Annotated in this window: 17 protein-coding genes and 1 other RNA gene; 9 read left to right on the top strand and 9 right to left on the bottom strand. The window is 52.5% G+C overall.

What is annotated here, in order from left to right:
• Positions 1-88: 88 nt before the first annotated feature.
• Positions 89-868 carry a SapC family protein gene (locus J0A66_RS02510; protein WP_206572182.1) on the bottom strand — a complete coding sequence of 260 codons (780 nt, stop codon included), beginning with the start codon at positions 866-868 and terminating at the stop codon, positions 89-91.
• A 241-nt stretch (positions 869-1,109) separates the two neighbouring features.
• On the opposite strand from J0A66_RS02510, the gene J0A66_RS23535 reads away from it, so the two are divergent.
• The 4 genes from J0A66_RS23535 (at position 1,110) to msrQ (ending at position 4,102) form a co-directional block, all read left to right on the top strand.
• A complete protein-coding gene (locus tag J0A66_RS23535) occupies positions 1,110-1,241 on the top strand; it encodes a hypothetical protein (RefSeq protein ID WP_277603504.1) in 132 nt (43 codons plus the stop codon).
• A gap of 77 nt (positions 1,242-1,318) precedes the next feature.
• A complete protein-coding gene (locus J0A66_RS02505; protein ID WP_206572181.1) occupies positions 1,319-2,365 on the top strand; it encodes a PLP-dependent cysteine synthase family protein in 1,047 nt (348 codons plus the stop codon).
• A 103-nt stretch (positions 2,366-2,468) separates the two neighbouring features.
• Entirely contained in the window at positions 2,469-3,464 is a 996-nt protein-coding gene (gene msrP, locus J0A66_RS02500; protein ID WP_206572180.1) for a protein-methionine-sulfoxide reductase catalytic subunit MsrP, read from the top strand.
• Positions 3,464-4,102 carry a protein-methionine-sulfoxide reductase heme-binding subunit MsrQ gene (msrQ, locus tag J0A66_RS02495; RefSeq protein WP_241263950.1) on the top strand — a complete coding sequence of 213 codons (639 nt, stop codon included), beginning with the start codon at positions 3,464-3,466 and terminating at the stop codon, positions 4,100-4,102. The genes msrP and msrQ overlap by 1 nt, the downstream gene beginning before the upstream one ends.
• Before the next feature lie 45 nt (positions 4,103-4,147).
• Here the strand turns inward: msrQ and J0A66_RS02490 are convergent, their stop codons facing one another.
• The 3 genes from J0A66_RS02490 to rnpB all read right to left on the bottom strand — a co-directional run bounded on the left by J0A66_RS02490 (position 4,148) and on the right by rnpB (position 7,869).
• A complete protein-coding gene (locus tag J0A66_RS02490) occupies positions 4,148-6,628 on the bottom strand; it encodes a putative Ig domain-containing protein (RefSeq protein WP_206572179.1) in 2,481 nt (826 codons plus the stop codon).
• 300 nt (positions 6,629-6,928) lie between these two features.
• Positions 6,929-7,324 carry a DUF3718 domain-containing protein gene (locus J0A66_RS02485; RefSeq protein WP_206572178.1) on the bottom strand — a complete coding sequence of 132 codons (396 nt, stop codon included), beginning with the start codon at positions 7,322-7,324 and terminating at the stop codon, positions 6,929-6,931.
• A 186-nt stretch (positions 7,325-7,510) separates the two neighbouring features.
• Positions 7,511-7,869, bottom strand: an RNA gene (rnpB, locus tag J0A66_RS02480) — RNase P RNA component class A.
• A gap of 151 nt (positions 7,870-8,020) precedes the next feature.
• Here rnpB and J0A66_RS02475 point away from each other — a divergent pair.
• Positions 8,021-9,475 carry a hypothetical protein gene (locus tag J0A66_RS02475; RefSeq protein WP_206572177.1) on the top strand — a complete coding sequence of 485 codons (1,455 nt, stop codon included), beginning with the start codon at positions 8,021-8,023 and terminating at the stop codon, positions 9,473-9,475.
• A gap of 8 nt (positions 9,476-9,483) precedes the next feature.
• Here J0A66_RS02475 and rsmI read toward each other — a convergent pair whose 3' ends face one another.
• Entirely contained in the window at positions 9,484-10,347 is an 864-nt protein-coding gene (gene rsmI, locus J0A66_RS02470; protein ID WP_439098857.1) for a 16S rRNA (cytidine(1402)-2'-O)-methyltransferase, read from the bottom strand.
• 71 nt (positions 10,348-10,418) lie between these two features.
• Here rsmI and J0A66_RS02465 point away from each other — a divergent pair, with 71 nt between their 5' ends.
• Genes J0A66_RS02465 through J0A66_RS02450 form a run of 4 tightly spaced genes read left to right on the top strand, consistent with a single transcriptional unit; the run spans position 10,419 to position 13,740 of the window.
• The gene (locus J0A66_RS02465; RefSeq protein WP_206572175.1) at positions 10,419-12,215 is read left to right on the top strand and encodes a penicillin-binding protein activator; all 1,797 of its coding nucleotides are present in this window, start codon (positions 10,419-10,421) and stop codon (positions 12,213-12,215) included.
• The gene (locus J0A66_RS02460; protein ID WP_206572174.1) at positions 12,202-12,561 is read left to right on the top strand and encodes a YraN family protein; all 360 of its coding nucleotides are present in this window, start codon (positions 12,202-12,204) and stop codon (positions 12,559-12,561) included. Before J0A66_RS02465 ends, J0A66_RS02460 begins: the two co-directional genes overlap by 14 nt.
• A complete protein-coding gene (locus J0A66_RS02455) occupies positions 12,558-13,154 on the top strand; it encodes a phosphoheptose isomerase (RefSeq protein ID WP_206572335.1) in 597 nt (198 codons plus the stop codon). Before J0A66_RS02460 ends, J0A66_RS02455 begins: the two co-directional genes overlap by 4 nt.
• A 1-nt stretch (position 13,155) precedes the next feature.
• The gene (locus tag J0A66_RS02450; protein WP_206572173.1) at positions 13,156-13,740 is read left to right on the top strand and encodes a BON domain-containing protein; all 585 of its coding nucleotides are present in this window, start codon (positions 13,156-13,158) and stop codon (positions 13,738-13,740) included.
• Between the two features lie 44 nt (positions 13,741-13,784).
• Here J0A66_RS02450 and J0A66_RS02445 read toward each other — a convergent pair whose 3' ends face one another.
• From J0A66_RS02445 to J0A66_RS02430, 4 genes are all read right to left on the bottom strand, one after another.
• Positions 13,785-14,177, bottom strand: coding sequence for a ClpXP protease specificity-enhancing factor (locus J0A66_RS02445; RefSeq protein WP_206572172.1), 393 nt, complete (start codon positions 14,175-14,177; stop codon positions 13,785-13,787).
• 8 nt (positions 14,178-14,185) lie between these two features.
• Entirely contained in the window at positions 14,186-14,818 is a 633-nt protein-coding gene (gene sspA, locus J0A66_RS02440; RefSeq protein WP_206572171.1) for a stringent starvation protein SspA, read from the bottom strand.
• 152 nt (positions 14,819-14,970) lie between these two features.
• The gene (locus J0A66_RS02435) at positions 14,971-15,708 is read right to left on the bottom strand and encodes a cytochrome c1 (RefSeq protein ID WP_206572170.1); all 738 of its coding nucleotides are present in this window, start codon (positions 15,706-15,708) and stop codon (positions 14,971-14,973) included.
• Complete coding sequence (locus tag J0A66_RS02430; protein ID WP_206572169.1) at positions 15,708-16,973, bottom strand: cytochrome b; 1,266 nt, start codon at positions 16,971-16,973, stop codon at positions 15,708-15,710. Before J0A66_RS02430 ends, J0A66_RS02435 begins: the two co-directional genes overlap by 1 nt.

Below are 16,973 nucleotides of genomic sequence, written 5' to 3'. Positions count from 1 at the left end.
TTAAGCTGGGAAAGCTTTGTCGTAGTAGCGAGGAAAAAGAGAGGAGACGGGGAAATACCCCGCAATCTGACGTTGCGGGGCCGGTAAATCAGTTGGCTTTGGCGGCTTCCTTTGCAGCGTCAGCCTGTGGCTGTTCTTTAGGCAGGATCTGAATCCCCACAATGGGCTGGGCAGATTTCTGCGACAGTTGTACCAGGCGGTTCAACTGGCCCATAGAGCTCAACATGGCATACATGGCGCCCAGATAACCGTTGCGGTGCAGTTTAACCACCTCTTCGTCTTCCAGCTTGAGCAGTTTTTCCTCGCTGATGCCATACAGGCCAACGAGTTGACGCTGTTCACCGCTGGCATAGCGCACGCCTAGTTTGATCTCTTCGATCAGATCCAGCTCGGTGGCTTTTTTGATGAAATCCTGGGTGATGTTCTCGCTGTTGACCAGATCGGCCAGCATTTTCTGGCGACTGTCCATGTATTGGGAGACCGACCCATCTTCATTAAACAAGGCGACGCCTTCCTCTTCATTAACCCTGTCACTGTCCTGATCGATAAAAATAGACAGTTGCTCGCCGTTGGGGCGTACATCAAATGGGTAGCGCTGCAGATTAAGCGGGGCAAAATGGCTCTGCCAACCCTCGTCTGAATAATAGAGGTTTACCCCTTCGGTCAGACCATAGACACCTGCACAATGGTAGCGATTGGCGGAGTCATCCTTGATAAACACCAGGGGAACTGCGCTGGATGCACGGGCAAATTCGCGAATGGAAACCCCCACCAGATGCGAGCCTTTTGCATGGGCCAGATTGGGATCCTGCTTGATCTTGACCTTCTTGTGAGCTTCCTTGTCCAGTAACACATAGTTGCGAGCCATAATTTCAATCTCTTATTGTAATAATCCAGGGACATTAGTGGCGGCAAGTTTGCTGGATTTCAAGGCAAAAGTCACGGTTGACAATCGACTGTTCAAAGATCAACCACCGCCCTTTACCTGGCCTTGCCATCCTCAGCAAACATTCATATTTCAGATCAGATATTTACAGTTTTTTCTACTATTGGTGAGAGAATAGACGAACTGGTGACACTGCATTAAAAACCACTAATTGACATTGAAGATGTTGTCACGACTTTACAAACTGCTTCTGCTCTTGGCTTTGCTGCTGCTGGTTATAGCCGGCCTGGCCTATCATTCCGATCAGCCCGTCACCACGGCAAAACCGGCTCCACGCATCAGCCTGGGTAGATAGACGGCTTGCTGAACTTGCAATTCCGGGCCCGGAGCGATAGCTTCTCAGCCCATAGTAGCGGCAATAAGAGCAGCGAGATGTGCAGAGATTGGGCCCACCGGGCCATAGAAAGTATTCAGGCTGATTTCCAGCGTTCCTCCGATACCCATCTGATTAAACTGGACGTGCCAGGTTTTGAGGGGATCGATTTTTATCTTAAGGACGAGAGTACGCACCCCACCGGCAGTCTTAAGCATCGTCTGGCCCGCTCTTTGTACCTGTATGGGTTGACCAACGGCTGGATAAGCCAGCATACGGCGATAATCGAATCTTCATCCGGCAGCACGGCCGTGTCAGAAGCTTACTTCGCCCGCCTGCTCGGTCTGCCTTTTATTGCCGTAATGCCCCGCAATACGGCCCAGCGTAAGATCCAGCAGATCGAGTTCTACGGCGGCAAGTGCCATTTCGTGGACAAGAGTGATCAGATTTATGCCGAATCCGAACGACTGGCCAGGGAGCTCAACGGCCATTATATGGATCAATTTACCTATGCAGAGCGGGCCACCGACTGGCGTGGTAACAACAATATCGCCTGCAGCATCTTCGAACAGATGCAGTTCGAGCGCCATCCCATTCCTTCCTGGATTGTCATGAGCGCCGGCACTGGCGGTACCAGCGCCACCATCGGCCGTTATATCCGTTACAAATGCTTCGACACCCGCCTGCTGGTGGTGGACCCGGACAACTCGGTATTTTATCCCTACTTCAAAAGCGGCGATCCGGCTTTGACCTCATGCGGCAGCAGAATTGAAGGCATTGGCCGCCCCAGGGTGGAGCCTTCTTTTGTGCCCAGCGTGGTCGATGACATGCTGCAGGTGCCGGATGGGGCCAGTATTGCCACCATGCTGTGGCTGGAATCCCTGCTCGGCAGAAAAGTCGGCCCCTCTACCGGCACTAATATGTGGGGCGCCCTGCAGCAGGCTGAGATCCTGCGCAGCCAGGGCAAGTCCGGCTCTATCGTGACCCTGCTATGTGACAGCGGCGAGCGCTATCTGGAGACTTACTATAACCCCGACTGGGTGGACAGGCAGATAGGTCCCATCGCCGACTACCAGCAGCAACTGGAAAAGCTGTTGCACAATTAGAATCATTGTTGGCGGGGAAATATTGCAACTATTTGGTCATAAATCCTGTCCTGATGCGTATGGAGTGATAAAAGCCTGATTAATCCACCGGCAGAGGGGCAGCATGCGAATCAAACTGACACAACCCAGTGAGTTAAAAGAAAGCCAGGTCACTGACGAGGCCATCTACCGGGACAGACGCAGGCTGTTAAAACAGATGGGCTTTATGGGTGCCGGCGCTTTGCTGGCCTCCGCCCAAGCCAGAGCCATTAATCTGTTTGGCGAAGATAAGCCAGATTTTCAGACCCGGTCCCTGGAATACCAGGCGGCAAACCAGACTGAGCAGGTACTGACGCCGGAAACCAAGGTCATCAGTCACAACAACTTTTACGAATTCGGTACCGATAAAACCGACCCCAGGGACAATGCCCAGGATTTTCAGGTACAGCCCTGGAAGTTGCGTATCGATGGATTGGTGGAACAGCCGATCAATCTGGACTACGACGATCTGTTTAAAGCGGCGCCACTGGAGGAACGTATTTACCGCCTGCGTTGCGTGGAGGCCTGGTCCATGGTGATCCCCTGGGTAGGTTTTGAGCTGGCCACCCTGCTGAAAAAGGCTAAACCGCTTAGCAGTGCCAGGTATGTTGCCTTCGAAACCCTCTATGATCCCAAGCAGATGCCCGGCCAGAATAACCCCTTTATGGGCGGCGGCATAGACTACCCCTACGTAGAGGGCCTGCGGTTGGATGAGGCCATGCACCCTCTGACGATTTTATCCGTCGGTCTGTACGGCAAGACCCTGCCCCCGCAAAACGGCGCGCCGATTCGCCTGGTGGTGCCCTGGAAGTATGGCTTTAAGAGCATCAAGTCCATCGTGCGTATCCGTCTTACCGATAAACAGCCGCCCACCACCTGGAACCAGTTGGCAGCCAATGAATACGGCTTTTATGCCAATGTGAATCCGAATGTCGATCATCCACGCTGGAGCCAGGCCAGGGAACGACGCATCACCAAGGGTGGCCTGTTTGCGGATAACCGTATCGATACACAACTGTTCAATGGTTACGATGAAGTCGCTCCCCTATATAGCGGCATGGATCTGAAGCGGCACTATTAATGAGCTTGCGGATCCGTTTTAGCCACTGGCAGATTGTTCTGCTCAAGGGTTTGATTCACTTATTGTGCCTGGGTTGGGCCACGCTGGTTTACTGGCGGGCGGCAAGCGATCAGTTGGGCGGTGACCCGGTGGAGGCCGTGCTGCACTTTACCGGCATCAGTGCCTTTAACCTGTTGTTGTTGTCGCTGACCATGTCACCTTTGGCCAAGATGTTTAAACAGGGACAGTTTATCCGCTTTCGCCGTCTGCTCGGCTTGTACGCTTTCTTCTATGCCTTTTTGCATCTGGCCAGTTTTATCCTGTTCGAATTGCAACTGGAGTGGCGCATGCTGCTGGCAGAAATCATCGAGCGGCCCTATATCACAGTGGGGATGGCCGCCTGGTTGATCCTGTTGGCGTTAACACTGACCTCTACCCAGGCGGCGCAGCGTAAAATGGTCCGCAGATGGCAAAGCCTGCATAACTGGATCTACCCGGCCGCCGCCCTGGTGGCCCTGCACTATATCTGGTCGGTCAAATCCGATATTGTCCAGCCGCTGATTTATATCGCCATGCTGGCAATACTGCTGGGCTTTAGAAAAGATAAACTGCTGCGACCGGTTAAGCGTCGCTATCGCGCTCTGACCTCTTCCGATTGAGAATCTATAAAAAAGCCCCGCATTGGCAGGGCTCATAATGGGATATTAGTCCAGATTGGTATTAGCCCAGGCTTCCTGCCATTGGCTGAGGTCGGTCTTTTTCAGCCACTTTAAATGGGGAAACACCAGGTACCCGTCTTCCAGCGGGTCTATTTCACCATTTTCGTTCCAATCATCAAACCATTTTACTTCTTCTATAACGAGATAATCTTGCTCATTTCCACCCAGTAAAGTCCAATATCTGAATCTGTAACCCTTTAATAGACCTGTAGTACTATCATAAAAGTCTTTCCCCAAGACCAACTTCCCATCTGTGTTCACTTCCCAAGACCCGTCTCCATAAATCTCAGAAACTCGGAACCTAGGCGCGCTAATGTCTGCATAAGGATCTCTGTCAATTACTTTAAGGCCATTATTTTCTTCTAATTGATAGACATATAAATGATCGTATATCAATAAACCGTCGCCATTATATTCAGATGACTTCCAATAACCGAAATGTGACTGAGATACTGCTCTCCAACCTAGAGGAAGTTCCGTGATCATTTCAGATGTGATTTGGGATAAGGCATCATCTGGCTTATTCACTTTTGACATCCAGCGAACTACCCGCTTATCCAATTCCCCTCCAACAGAGTAATTTACCAGCACTGCATAGAGCAGATCATTGCTGGCAAAAGGGATATATTGATACTGATCATTGCCTACAGTCAGTTTTATCTGATGAGACAGCGCTTCCGCTATGACTTGCTGTTGACTAAGTTCCGCGGTGGTCGGTAACCCATTGACTTCAACAATATCCTGATGAAAGTTTTCATTTTCTGTCACCTGCGTCGCAAATGAAGTCCCCTCGTACCAAGGCAGACGATAAAGCACTGGTAATGCCCATTGTCCATTAGCAAGGCTACCCTCAAATTCTGATAGCCCTTCTTGCACTTTGACATAAAGCTGTTTATCAATCCCAAGGGTCTTTACTGAAACTGGGCTTTCTTCTGGAAGATAGCCCGCCACAAACCCGGTAGGTATATCGAGCCGATAACTAACCTGATGTTCACCAGCAAGCCAAATATAGCCATTTGTGTTTGGCATCAGTTGGAATGTTTGTGTATGAGTCTGCCTGCGAAGGTATGGTCTCCAGATGATTTTGTCATCATTAGCCGTAACATTATTCACCACTTCCTGCCCAAACCCATATTCATCAGCCAGTATTTGATAACTGTAACTTCCCGTCTCACGGTTAAGGGATCTTGAAAATGACTCTTTCTCGACCCGCTCCGGAAAGGTTAAGCTCACAGAGTTCCCATCTCGAATCCAGGAAAACTCAAACTGGTGTGCATCCAGATCACCACCTTTGTCTGCCTCAATATACGCAGTGCCGGACCCATCAGCCCTTAACTCCAGCACTTCGCCGCTTGAGGGTACATAACCCTGCTGAGGCGCGTCAGCAATAATATGAACACCGATTAAATCCTCATCTGTGATCGCAGGCACAACATCCGAATCGTTAAGGGTGGTTGTAATGGCCTCCTGTAAATCTAATGCAAAGGTTGGGGCATAATTGCCGTCTGTATCCCTCAAGCCCTGCTCATTCAACCAAAGTATGGCGGCCTCCCAGGTCGAATTTTCGTCGTTCTGCCAGAGGGATAAGGTGGTCTTGTTTTCAGGAACTGGGTAGGCAGTATGGTCTGCCAGCAGCTTGATCAGGCCGCTCAGGGTCTGTATACATTCAGCATCCACTGCCTCTTCCAGATCTTCCAACAGACTGTAGGTGGTAGCCGCAGAGCCATTGTTCTTATCTGAAGCCAGCAGGTACTTGGCAGTGGACAGTTGAGTCAGGTTCAGTCGGTGCCATTGGCCAGCTGCCAGTTGCTCCTCACTGCTGGCCATTTCAATCAGGGATTCGAAAGAGGCAACCTGGCTGATCAGTTCGATATGGGTCTGCTCACCTGTCCCTCTGGCTTTAAGCGTCAAGAGGTCCTCAGGCTGGTATTCTGTATCGCGAAGCACAATGGGCAGGCTGTAGTTGCCCTGGGCATCTGTACTGGCAGAAAACTCACGCTGTCCAACAGTGGTTGTCACCTGGGCATTTACCAGAGGCGCATCGGTTGCCTTGCCCGCAAGGGTAATGTTCCTCACCGCCAGCACTTGCACGGTAAAGCCAGGCAGGGCACGGCTCAGACTGCCATCCGAAACACTAATGCTGATATCCGGATAACTGCCTGCATGTTCTCTGGACGGTGTGCCGCTGATTTCACCTGTCTCTGCATTAAAGCTGGCCCATGCTGGCAGATTGGTCACGCTGAAGGTCAGGCTGTCGCCATCGGCGTCGGCAGCCGAAGGAGCAAAGCTGTAGCCCGAACCTTCATCCACCGAGGTGGCAGGTGTGCCGCTGATACTGGGCGCATTATTGACCGGGGCCGGAGGAGTGGTTGGCGCAGGGCTGTCTGAGCCGCCTCCGCCACCACAGCCAGCTAAAAGCAGAACAGAAAGTACATATAGAAAAGAGGAAAAACGTGATCGGGTCACGGTACAACTCCTTTTGAGGCTGAAGTCCCTGAGCAGAGGCTGGTTACAAATTGTTACCGGATTCTACCTTTCCTCTTCTTCCTGTCCAGCAAAAAAGAAAAGCCCCGCATTGGCGGGGCTTTATTGTATGTTGGGCAAGAGCACTCTCTCAAATTAAGAGGCGTCAAGACCTTCGAGAGAGTGATGCCCAATCAGGTTGCAGTGGATGGGTTCTCCCACCTGTTACCGGCTTCCGGCACTGCCAATTCTGTTGTCTCGAAGGCACCTCTGGAATCCAGAGTACGCCAATGATGTGACGAGTTAATTAATCCTCGCCAGTAATTCCTGGCCGATAGGACTGGCAATATGGCCATTGGCTTCGGCCCATTCCTGCAACAACTTGCCGTCGGCTTCTGCCTGAGTCAGATCCGTCTTACTCATTTTTTTAATCATAAAGGTGCCCACTTCGTTGGCGCCATTTTCCATGGCGTAACGGATCAGACTGCTGCCGCCACAACTGATACCTGTGTAGTAGTCGCCCAGGCGCAGGTTGTAGTCGTCCTGGACCTTTTTAACTTTCTTACGCAGTTCAGACTTGTCGTCATTCTTGACGATGGTGCAGATGTTTTGCAGATCTTCATTGATATCTGCCTGACTGACCGGAGAGAAACCGATAGCCAACAAGCTGGCCAGCAAAGCGAGTGATGATTTTTTCATGGGTGTTGCCTCTTAACTCAGTTGGAACTTAGGGTCTTGACGTGATGAAGCTTATAAGACCCATGGTCGCTGTAATAGCGCCGCTTCCGTACCTGTGTATAAGAAAAAATACCCTACATCGCCAGCAGGTCGGCGGGCACTATATAACCCACTGATTAAGTTGAAAAACTCTGCTGGTTTGTGAAAGGAGGGAGTTGGCCGATAAGCCGGGTTCTGTCTTGGACAATCATTCATCTAGGTCAGCAATCACTCACTGACTCAAGCAACCTACCCGGTTCCGGCGTGGGCCACGCCTGGAAGCATGCTTCCTGGAACCCTATTTGGTCTTGCTCCGGATGGAGTTTACCTTGCCACAAACTGTTACCAGTTGCGCGGTGCGCTCTTACCGCACCCTTTCACCCTTACCTCCCGGAAAACCGGGTTGGCGGTCTACTCTCTGCTGCACTTGTCGTCGGCTTGCGCCGCCCAGGCGTTACCTGGCACCCTGCCCTGTGGAGCCCGGACTTTCCTCCCCCCTTGCGGACGGCGATTGTCTGGCCAACTCCGGCGCGAAGTGTACTCGTTTGCCGATGCAAACACCAGTCATAACCCGCTGAAGCAGCGGGAAGCGAAGAGTTGAAATCTGTGCTTGCGCAAGCACTGACAAATTTTGCTAACATCCAAACCACTATCCTTTCGTGTATAACAGCAGGGACAATGACCAAGGCCACAGTCGGGGAAACCAAATACACCAAGGGCATCCGCACCCTGATCAAAAAGATTCACGATGTCTCACCCATTCAGGACTCCCTGTATGAGCAGGCCATGGCTTATTTCGCCGAACAGTCCTCAGTGCAGGACCGGACAACACAGCTAAAGGAAAAGCTATCCCAGGCCAGGGAGGCATCAGGCAGCAAAGCTGAACATAAAAAGAAAGAGGCGGAAACCCACCTCAAGTCCTTTCAGCAAAAGGTGGAAGAGCAGCGGCTGGAGCGATATAAAAAACTCTATGAGGTTTGTGAAGAGATTCTTGAGCTGACCTCAGGCGAGAGTGCTGAAGACAGCCGGCGCAATTTCGCCAGACTGCTTGGCACTATCCTGCTGACCACCCAGACAGACGGCAGGAAACTTCCCCAGGCCAATCAGAAGAGCAAGCATCTGTATAAAGCCGTGTTGTGTCTGTTGCTGCTGGAACGCATGCTGGAAGACGAGCAGATCACTAACCAGTACGTGCTGGGTCACTACAACAGCAGGATCAAACAGCCGGAAGATGCGGAAGAAGCTTCCCGTTGTCCTTTCAGGAAATATGTACAGATTCCCTTGCTGATGACCAGCCTGTTGCAGGACGTTGGTCAATATCATCCGGACCCACAGAAGGTGTTGCGGGGCCCGGATGGAAACCTGGATGAATTCCGTACCCTGGAAAAGCAGGAACGCCAGCAGATGCTCAAACTGAGCTACCAGTACACGGTCAACTACCTTAAGGACGGTATAGGTTGTGGCCGCTATGTGGGCAATTCAAAAGCCGAACGGGAAGAATACAACGAAGCGGAGAAAGACAAGCTCAAGTTTGTCATGACCCTGATCAAGTCTTCACTGGATGCCCAGCAGTCCATCGGTAACCTGCTGAAAATCCCCCAGGTCTATGCCTCAGTGGTGCTTTCAACCAAACCTGGACAATCCTATGAAACACTGCCAAAGGCGACACTGGTGCTGGAAAAAGCCGCCGAACAGGGCGCCTTGAACAGCATGGCCGTGAAAAGCTTTATCAGAATCGTAGGGCATTTTCCACAGGGGTTTGGCGTGACCTATATCCCCAAAGACTCCGATCGACGTGATCTGGACAGATACGAATATGCCATAGTCAATGACCTCTACCCTGCCAATCCCCAGATCCCCATCTGTCGCAATGCCACCAAGAATCTGACTTTTTCCCAGTTTGGCCAGGATCTGTTGATCGGCCCCGACAATAATCTCTACTATCCCCAGGCAAGAAAAAAGCTGGAACGCATCAGCAAAGACCGCCTGTTGGAGATTTTGAGCCAACTGGTGTCAAACTTCGAGGAGCGCAAGGAGCTGGATTTGATTCCCAAATGCTGGCACCCCTACACCTTTTTTTCCTATGCCAAGCACCAGAACCTCTGGAACAAGGTGGTCAGGGTTTCAAACTGAATACAGGGTCAGCGACCCTGTCTTTGCAAGCCCAGTTGATAGAGTTCGTTCTTTTTCAACCCATAGTGACTGGCGGTGATAGCCGCCGCCTTTTTCAACGGTAGTACTTCGAGCAGTGAATCGAGCAAATCCAAGGCCTGCTGTGGAAGGCTCTCATTGACATTTAAGTCCGGCCCCACCATCAGTACAAACTCGCCTTTTTGGTGCAACGGATCTTCGAGTAGCCAGGCCAGCACCTGCTCTGCATCCCCGCTTTTGAAGGTCTCAAACGTCTTGGTCAGTTCCTTGGCCAGCACTAACTGCCGGTGCGGGCCCAGTTCCTCCACCAGCATTTTCACCGTATCGGCTATCCGCCGGGGTGCCTCGTAAAAGATACAGGTGCCGGAGTCTCCCTTAAGTGCACCCAGCGCTTCGCGCCTGGCCATCTCCTTAACCGGCAGGAAGCCCTTGAAACTGAACTTATCGGTGGGAAGCCCCGCCGCACACAAGGCCGTAATAGCTGCACAGGGGCCGGGAATGGGGATCACGTCGATACCGGCTTCCCGGCAAAGATTGACCAGCGCATAGCCCGGATCACTGATAAGGGGGGTGCCGGCGTCACTGATCAAGGCCAGATCCATACCATTACCCAACTTGGACAACAATTGATCGGCCCGTTGCCGCTCATTGTGTTCATGCAATGACAGCAGGCGAGTGCCTATCTGGTAGTGGGACAATAACTTCTGGCTATGTCGGGTGTCTTCCGCTGCAATCAGTGCCACTTCATTCAGTATGCGAATCGCCCGCTGACTGATGTCTTCCAGATTGCCAATGGGCGTCGCAACTATATAGAGCTTGCCACGGCTTGTCGGTCCGCTATTTGTCACTAAGATATCCCATTGATTGTATTAGCCTGATGGGCATTTTAAACTAGAGCTCTGATGATCGCCGGAACTTTTTCCCAATGCTGACCTACCGCTCCCTGACGCTGCCCATGCTGACCATTCTGCTCTGTGCCTGCGCCAGTGCTCCCAGAGTCAGTCAGCCTGTTCCTGACCAACCGAGAACATCGGGACCCACAGAGATCCTGCCGCTGGACGGCGACCAGTATCTGGCCCGGGCCAGACAAGCCGAACCAGCCCGGCAACTTCCCTGGTTGCTGAACGCGGCCCAGGCCTGGCAAAACGAACAGCGGTGCACTGACAGTCTGAAACTGTTACAAGTATTAAGTGAAGAGCGCCTGGAACAGAGTCAGTCGGACAGGCTCTGGCTGATTCATGCCGAGTGTCTGCTGCAGTTAGACAAGACAGAGCTGGCTGCCAAGAGTCTGGCCCAGGTCAGCATGGGTGCCCACCATCTACCCCGGCGCCTGGCGCTTTCCAGTCGGCTCGCTGAACTGCAACAAAGACCACTGGACGCGGCCAGGGACCTCGCCGAATGGATCAGTCTGGAGCCTGCCCTGGCCACTGAACTGCAAAGCCGTGTCTGGGCGTTATTGCAGCAGGTGCCCTCCAGGGAGCTTGAACGGGTCCGGGACAGTAACCCCTACCTGGCCCCCTGGCTTTACCTTGCCAGAATCAGCCGGCTGCCGGCTGGCCCTGAACTGACCCGTCAATTGGCTGACTGGCAGCAAAGATACGACCTGCCCTTACCCGATGCGCTGGAGCAATTAAAGCAGTTAGACAGACACCAACCCAGGAAGGTGGCGGTCATATTGCCCCTCTCGGGACGATTGGCCGGCCAGGGTGAAGCCCTGAAAGAAGGCATTCTGGCAGCCTATTTTTCCCGCCTGGACGGATCCGGTCAGACACAGCCCTCGCTGACATTTCTGGATTCAAACCTGGTTGGCAGGGAAGAACTGCAAGGGCTGGAGTTGGCCTATGATTTTGTGATCGGTCCCCTGTTGAAGGAAAATATCGACGCCCTGCTCAGTGCCATCCCTGAGCGTATTCCCACCCTGGTACTGAACAGGCTAGACGAACCCAGAAAGAGCGCCGGGAGATACTTCTATTCCCTGGCACCGGAAGACGAAGCGGTTCAACTGGCCGAATATCTGGCCGGCAAAGGCTATGACCGGACACTGGTGGTCAGTTCGGACAGACAGGTCTTCCAGCGGATGGCGAGCAGTTTTGCCAACCAGTGGATGAAGACCCATGACAGCGCTCCCAGACAAGTCAGCTTTACTGACAACAAATCCATGCGTTCAGCCATGGAGACGCTGCTGGAGGTCAGTGCCAGCAATCAACGCATCAATCAGGTGGAAAGGCTGGCCAAAGAAGAAGTCCATGCCTTTGCCCGTAACCGCCGTGATGTGGATGCCATCGTCGTCTTCGCCAATGCAGCCCAGACCGAGTTGCTCAACCCCATTATTGAGTCCAGTATCAGTCCCTTCGCCAAGATCGTCCCTGTGTATGCCTCTTCCAGAAGCTTCAGTCAGGAAATGGGAAACAACAGTCTGCGCGATCTGCGCCATCTGACATTTATGGACATGCCCTGGTTGCTTCCGGGCCAGGAGAGCGAACTGAAGCAACTCAGCCAACAACTCTGGCCTCAGCGCAATGATGGCCAGGCCAGGCTCTTCGCCATGGGATATGACGCTTACCAGTTGCTCCCTGTCCTGCACCAGATGGCCCTGGTTCCCATGCTTGAGAAACAGGGGCTGACCGGTAGTGTGCGGATGGACAGCCACCATCAGCTTGTCCGCCAGCTGCCCATGGCGCGTATCGAGCAGGAAAGAGTTATCCGCCTTGCCCAGGATTAGACAACTGCTGTCCGGCCTCCTCGGACGTCAGGCCGAGGATCTGGCCTGCAGGTATCTCTGCGCACAAGGCCTTGAGCTGATAGAGAGAAATTACCGTTGCAAAATGGGTGAGATCGATCTCGTCATGCGTCACAGACAGGAACTGGTCTTTGTGGAGGTTAAATACCGCAGTTCAACCCGTCACGGCCAGGCTGCGGAATATTTCGATGACAGAAAGCGCAGAAAGTTTGAGGCAGCCTTGTCTCACTATCTGAGCAGCAAAGGTCATAACCCCGCTCAGATCCCTCACCGAATCGATCTGGTCGCCATCAACGGCCAGGATATCCAGTGGATTACACATCTATGATAGAGAAAATCAAAGCGAACTTTACCGAAAGCATTCAGACCAAGATTGCAGCCATTGAGATCCTGCCTGAATTAGTCGAACGGGGCATCTACATGATGGTGCAGGCGCTCATCGCCGGTAACAAAATTCTCTGCTGCGGCAATGGAGGCTCGGCAGGGGACGCTCAGCATTTTTCCTCACAGCTGCTCAACCGCTATGACCGGGACAGACCCAGCCTGCCGGCCCTTGCCCTGAGTTGCGATACGGCCACTATCACCTCGGTAGCCAATGATTGCGGCTATGAAGAAATCTTCTCCAGACAGGTACGGGCTCTGGGCCAAAGCGGTGATATACTGCTGGCAATTTCTACCAGCGGCAACTCCAGGAATGTCATCATGGCCATGGAGGCGGCGTTGAGTCGTGATATGACCATTATTGCCCTGACCGGTAAAGACGGCGGCGAAATGGCTGGTTTACTGGGGCCCAATGATGTGGAGATCCGTGTACCATCCAATAAGACACCCAGGATCCAGGAAGTCCACAAGCTGGTGATACATTCCCTGTGCGGCGGTATAGATGATTGTCTGTTTCCCGATCATAGTGACGAGGTTTGAAATGAAAGGATTAGTTAGAAATACAACCCTGCTGGTGACAGTCTCACTGGCCCTTAGTCAGTTGCAAGGCTGTGCAGCCCTGGTGGTGGGGGCAGGAGTGGGGGCGGCAAAGGTCGCCCATGATCGCCGCACTGTGGGTACGCAGTTGGATGATACGACCGTCGAATCGCGGGTCACCAGTGCTCTTTCCAGCAATGATACGATTAAACTGCAAGCCCATATCAATGCCCATGTCTTTAATGGCGTGGCACTATTGGTCGGCCAAGCTCCCAACGAACATACTAAGCGTGAAGCCCAACGCCTGGCAGAAGGGGTGCCCCATGTCACCCGCCTTCACAATCAGATTAGGATTGGCAGCCCCACCCAGCCCTCCACCCGGGCTAACGACGTCTGGTTAGGCACCAAGGTTAAGACGGCGCTGGTGACGGACAAGCGTGTCGATGGCTTGCACATAGAAGTCATCGTTGAGGATTCGGAAGTCTTCCTGATGGGCCTGGTCACAGAGCAGGAAGCCAATGTGGCGGTGGATATCGTCAGGAATGTGAACGGTGTGGCCAGGGTGGTCAAGGCGTTCGAGATCCTCTAATACCCCTTTTGGGCAGGCAAAAAAATAAGGCGCTGTACAGCGCCTTATTTAATGACTTTGAGTTGCGGCCTGCCTTTTTTAGGCGGGGTAGGCTCAGGCGGTAAATCTTCCGGCCCTTCCTCTTCCGGCGTAAAGATAGTACCGGCGCCATTTTCCCTGGCATAAATAGCCAGTACTGCCGGCATCGGCACAATCAGTTGCCTGGCGACACCGCCGAATCTGGCATCGAAAGTCACATCCAGATTACTCATCTGCAGTTTGCCGCAGGCACTGGGTGAAATATTCAGGACAATCTGTCCATCCTTCACATGTTCCTGCGGCACCCGGGTCCCTTCGAGCGTTGCATCCACCACCAGATGAGGCGTCAACTGGTTATCCACTATCCATTCGTAAAAAGCCCTGAGAAGATAAGGCTTATTGGAGGTCATGGGCTGCATGCTGTCCATCAAAGCGGATTATGGATCTCGCGTTCCTGATCGGTCAGCGAAGCTTTAAAGGATGGACGGTCGAATATCCGGTTCATGTAGGCCTTCACTTCCTTGGCGCCGGCACCATTCAACTCAATGCCCAGGGCGGGCAAACGCCACAGCAAGGGGGCCAGATAACAGTCAGTCAGGCTGAACTCTTCACTCATGAAATAAGGATTGTCGGCAAACAATGGGGCCAGGCTGAGGATGGCTTCACGCAACTCATTTCGCGCATTGGCCACATCACCCTGCTTTTTCAGCACCTTTTCAGCCAGGCTGTACCAGTCGTTTTCGATCCGGTGCATCATCAGACGGCTCTGCCCCCGGGAAACCGGATAAACAGGCATCAGCGGCGGATGAGGGAAGCGTTCGTCCAGATACTCCATGATGATATGAGAACGGTACAGGACCAGTTCACGATCCACCAGGGTGGGCAGGGTGCCGTAAGGGTTGAGGTCTATCAAATCCTCCGGCAGGTTACTGGGATCCACGTAGCAAATCTCAACTCCCACACCTTTTTCGGCCAACACGATACGCACCTGATGGCTGTATATATCCAGCGTATCCGAAAATAACGTCATGATCGAACGCTTGTTCGCGGCTAAGGCCATTCACACTCCTCCAAAATAATATCTACTCAGGCTAACTTTATTAGCCAACTCTTTGAGTTAACTAATAAAAATAACCTGACACCACAAGTTAAAAAAGGGCAGTGCGAAATAACACACTGCCCTTTTGCGATTATATCAAATCCCGTGCCTAATTAGTGCACATCACGCCAATATTCTTTCTTCAGCAAGTACACGAAGACAAACAATACCAGCACGAACACCAATACCCAGCGGCCCATGCTCTCGGCCTGCAATCGGGACGGTTCGCCCAGATAGACCAGATAGTTGACCAGGTCCAGTACCGCCTTGTCATATTCTTCCGGACTCAGGGTGCCGCTGCCATCAGACTTGATGCCCACATACTGCGACTTCATTTCGCCGTCGATCATACGCTCTTCATGGGTCTCACGTGGGATGCCCTGCAGTTCCTGCAGGACATGGGGCATGCCCACGTCGGGAAAGACTTTGTTGTTCACACCGAAGGGGCGGCTCTCATCCACATAAAAGGTCCGCAGGTAAGTGTACAGCCAGTCCGCACCGCGAACCCTGGCCACCAGAGTCAAATCCGGTGGCGCCGCACCAAACCATTTGGCGGCAGATTCCTTGGGCATGGCGTTTTTCATATAGTCGCCGACTTTCTCGCCGGTAAACTGCAGGTTAGCCTGACCCATTTCCAGCGGGATACCCAGATCTTCAAAGGTGCGCTGGTAACGCTGATACTGGGTCTGGTGGCAACCCATGCAATAGTTCATAAACACCTTGGCACCACTTTGTAATGACGCCTGGTCGGTACGATCAATATCTGCGTGGTCCAGCGGGAACTTGCTGCCACCGGCTGCCATCACTAGTGACGGCAATAAAAAGCTCAGAAGTACGACGAGTTTTTTCATTAGCCAATCCTCTCTGGCAGGGGCTTGGTCTTCTCATTCTTGCTGTAAAGCCACAGTAAGCCGAAGAAAGCGAAATACAGGAAAGTACCGATTTGCGATGCTATTACTTTCCAGGGTTCCTGCGGCGTTCCGCCCAGGTAGCCGAGGAAGACAAACACCACGGCGAACATCAGCAGGTTGTACTTATGGATGCCGCTTCTGTAGCGCCAGGATTTCACTTTGCCACGGTCAACCCAGGGCAGCAGCGCCAGCATGATGATAGCGGCAAACATAGCGATAACACCAAACAGCTTGTCAGGCACAGCCTTCAAAATGGCGTAGAAAGGGGTGAAATACCAAACCGGGAAGATATGCTCTGGCGTCTTCAACGGGTTGGCAATCTCGAAGTTTGGCGCTTCGAGGAAATACCCCCCCATTTCCGGCTTGAAGAACAGGATGTAACAGAAGGCCAACAGGAATACGCAGAACGCCACCAGGTCCTTAAGCACTATGTGCGGGAAGAAGGGTACGACATCGTCGATGATGTCGTACTTACTGGTGTAGTATTCGTGCATCTTGAACTTGGACTTTTCCTCTTCCTTCAGGGAACCCTTCTTACGTTTCACTTCCACGCCGTCCGGGTTATTGGAACCGACTTCGTGCAGGGCAACGATATGCAGGAAGACCAGAATCACGATAACCAACGGCAGGGCAATCACGTGCAGGGCAAAGAACCGGTTCAGGGTGGCTCCTGAAATCACGTAGTCCCCCTGGATCCATACTGTCAGATCTTCACCGATCACAGGGATGGCACCGAACAGCGAGACGATAACCTGCGCTCCCCAGTAGGACATCTGGCCCCAGGGCAACACGTACCCCATAAAGGCTTCAGCCATCAGGGCCAGGTAGATAAACATGCCGAACAGCCACAGTAGCTCCCGGGGCTTCTGGTATGAACCATAAATCATGCCGCGGAACATGTGCAGATAAACAACGATAAAGAAGGCCGAGGCACCGGTACTGTGCATATACCTCAGCACCCAGCCATAGTCCACTTCGCGCATGATATATTCTACGGAAGCGAAGGCCCGCTCTGCAGATGGCTCGAAGCTCATGGTCAGCCAGATACCGGTCACTATCTGATTGACCAGTACGATGGTGGCGAGGAAACCGAACACATACCAGAAGTTCATGTTTTTCGGTGCGGGATATTCAATGGCGTGCATTTTGGCCACACGCATCATGGGAATACGGTATTCAATCCAGTCGAGTAGATTTTTCCACAT

The organism is Bowmanella dokdonensis, from assembly GCF_017254865.1.
Taxonomy (GTDB): domain Bacteria; phylum Pseudomonadota; class Gammaproteobacteria; order Enterobacterales; family Alteromonadaceae; genus Bowmanella; species Bowmanella dokdonensis.
Note: the sequence above shows the minus strand (reverse complement) of the source record. Positions and strands in the feature narration are given on the sequence as shown.

Coding starts and splice junctions, on each gene's coding strand:
- sspA (WP_206572171.1), bottom strand. CDS start 14,818: ATGGCCTTAGCCGCGAACAAGCGTTCGATCATGACGTTATTTTCGGAT.
- J0A66_RS02505 (WP_206572181.1), top strand. CDS start 1,319: ATGTGCAGAGATTGGGCCCACCGGGCCATAGAAAGTATTCAGGCTGAT.
- J0A66_RS02450 (WP_206572173.1), top strand. CDS start 13,156: ATGAAAGGATTAGTTAGAAATACAACCCTGCTGGTGACAGTCTCACTG.
- msrP (WP_206572180.1), top strand. CDS start 2,469: ATGCGAATCAAACTGACACAACCCAGTGAGTTAAAAGAAAGCCAGGTC.
- msrQ (WP_241263950.1), top strand. CDS start 3,464: ATGAGCTTGCGGATCCGTTTTAGCCACTGGCAGATTGTTCTGCTCAAG.
- J0A66_RS02455 (WP_206572335.1), top strand. CDS start 12,558: ATGATAGAGAAAATCAAAGCGAACTTTACCGAAAGCATTCAGACCAAG.
- J0A66_RS02435 (WP_206572170.1), bottom strand. CDS start 15,708: ATGAAAAAACTCGTCGTACTTCTGAGCTTTTTATTGCCGTCACTAGTG.
- J0A66_RS02445 (WP_206572172.1), bottom strand. CDS start 14,177: ATGCAGCCCATGACCTCCAATAAGCCTTATCTTCTCAGGGCTTTTTAC.
- J0A66_RS02475 (WP_206572177.1), top strand. CDS start 8,021: ATGACCAAGGCCACAGTCGGGGAAACCAAATACACCAAGGGCATCCGC.
- J0A66_RS23535 (WP_277603504.1), top strand. CDS start 1,110: ATGTTGTCACGACTTTACAAACTGCTTCTGCTCTTGGCTTTGCTGCTG.
- J0A66_RS02485 (WP_206572178.1), bottom strand. CDS start 7,324: ATGAAAAAATCATCACTCGCTTTGCTGGCCAGCTTGTTGGCTATCGGT.
- J0A66_RS02510 (WP_206572182.1), bottom strand. CDS start 868: ATGGCTCGCAACTATGTGTTACTGGACAAGGAAGCTCACAAGAAGGTC.
- J0A66_RS02430 (WP_206572169.1), bottom strand. CDS start 16,973: ATGTGGAAAAATCTACTCGACTGGATTGAATACCGTATTCCCATGATG.
- J0A66_RS02465 (WP_206572175.1), top strand. CDS start 10,419: ATGCTGACCTACCGCTCCCTGACGCTGCCCATGCTGACCATTCTGCTC.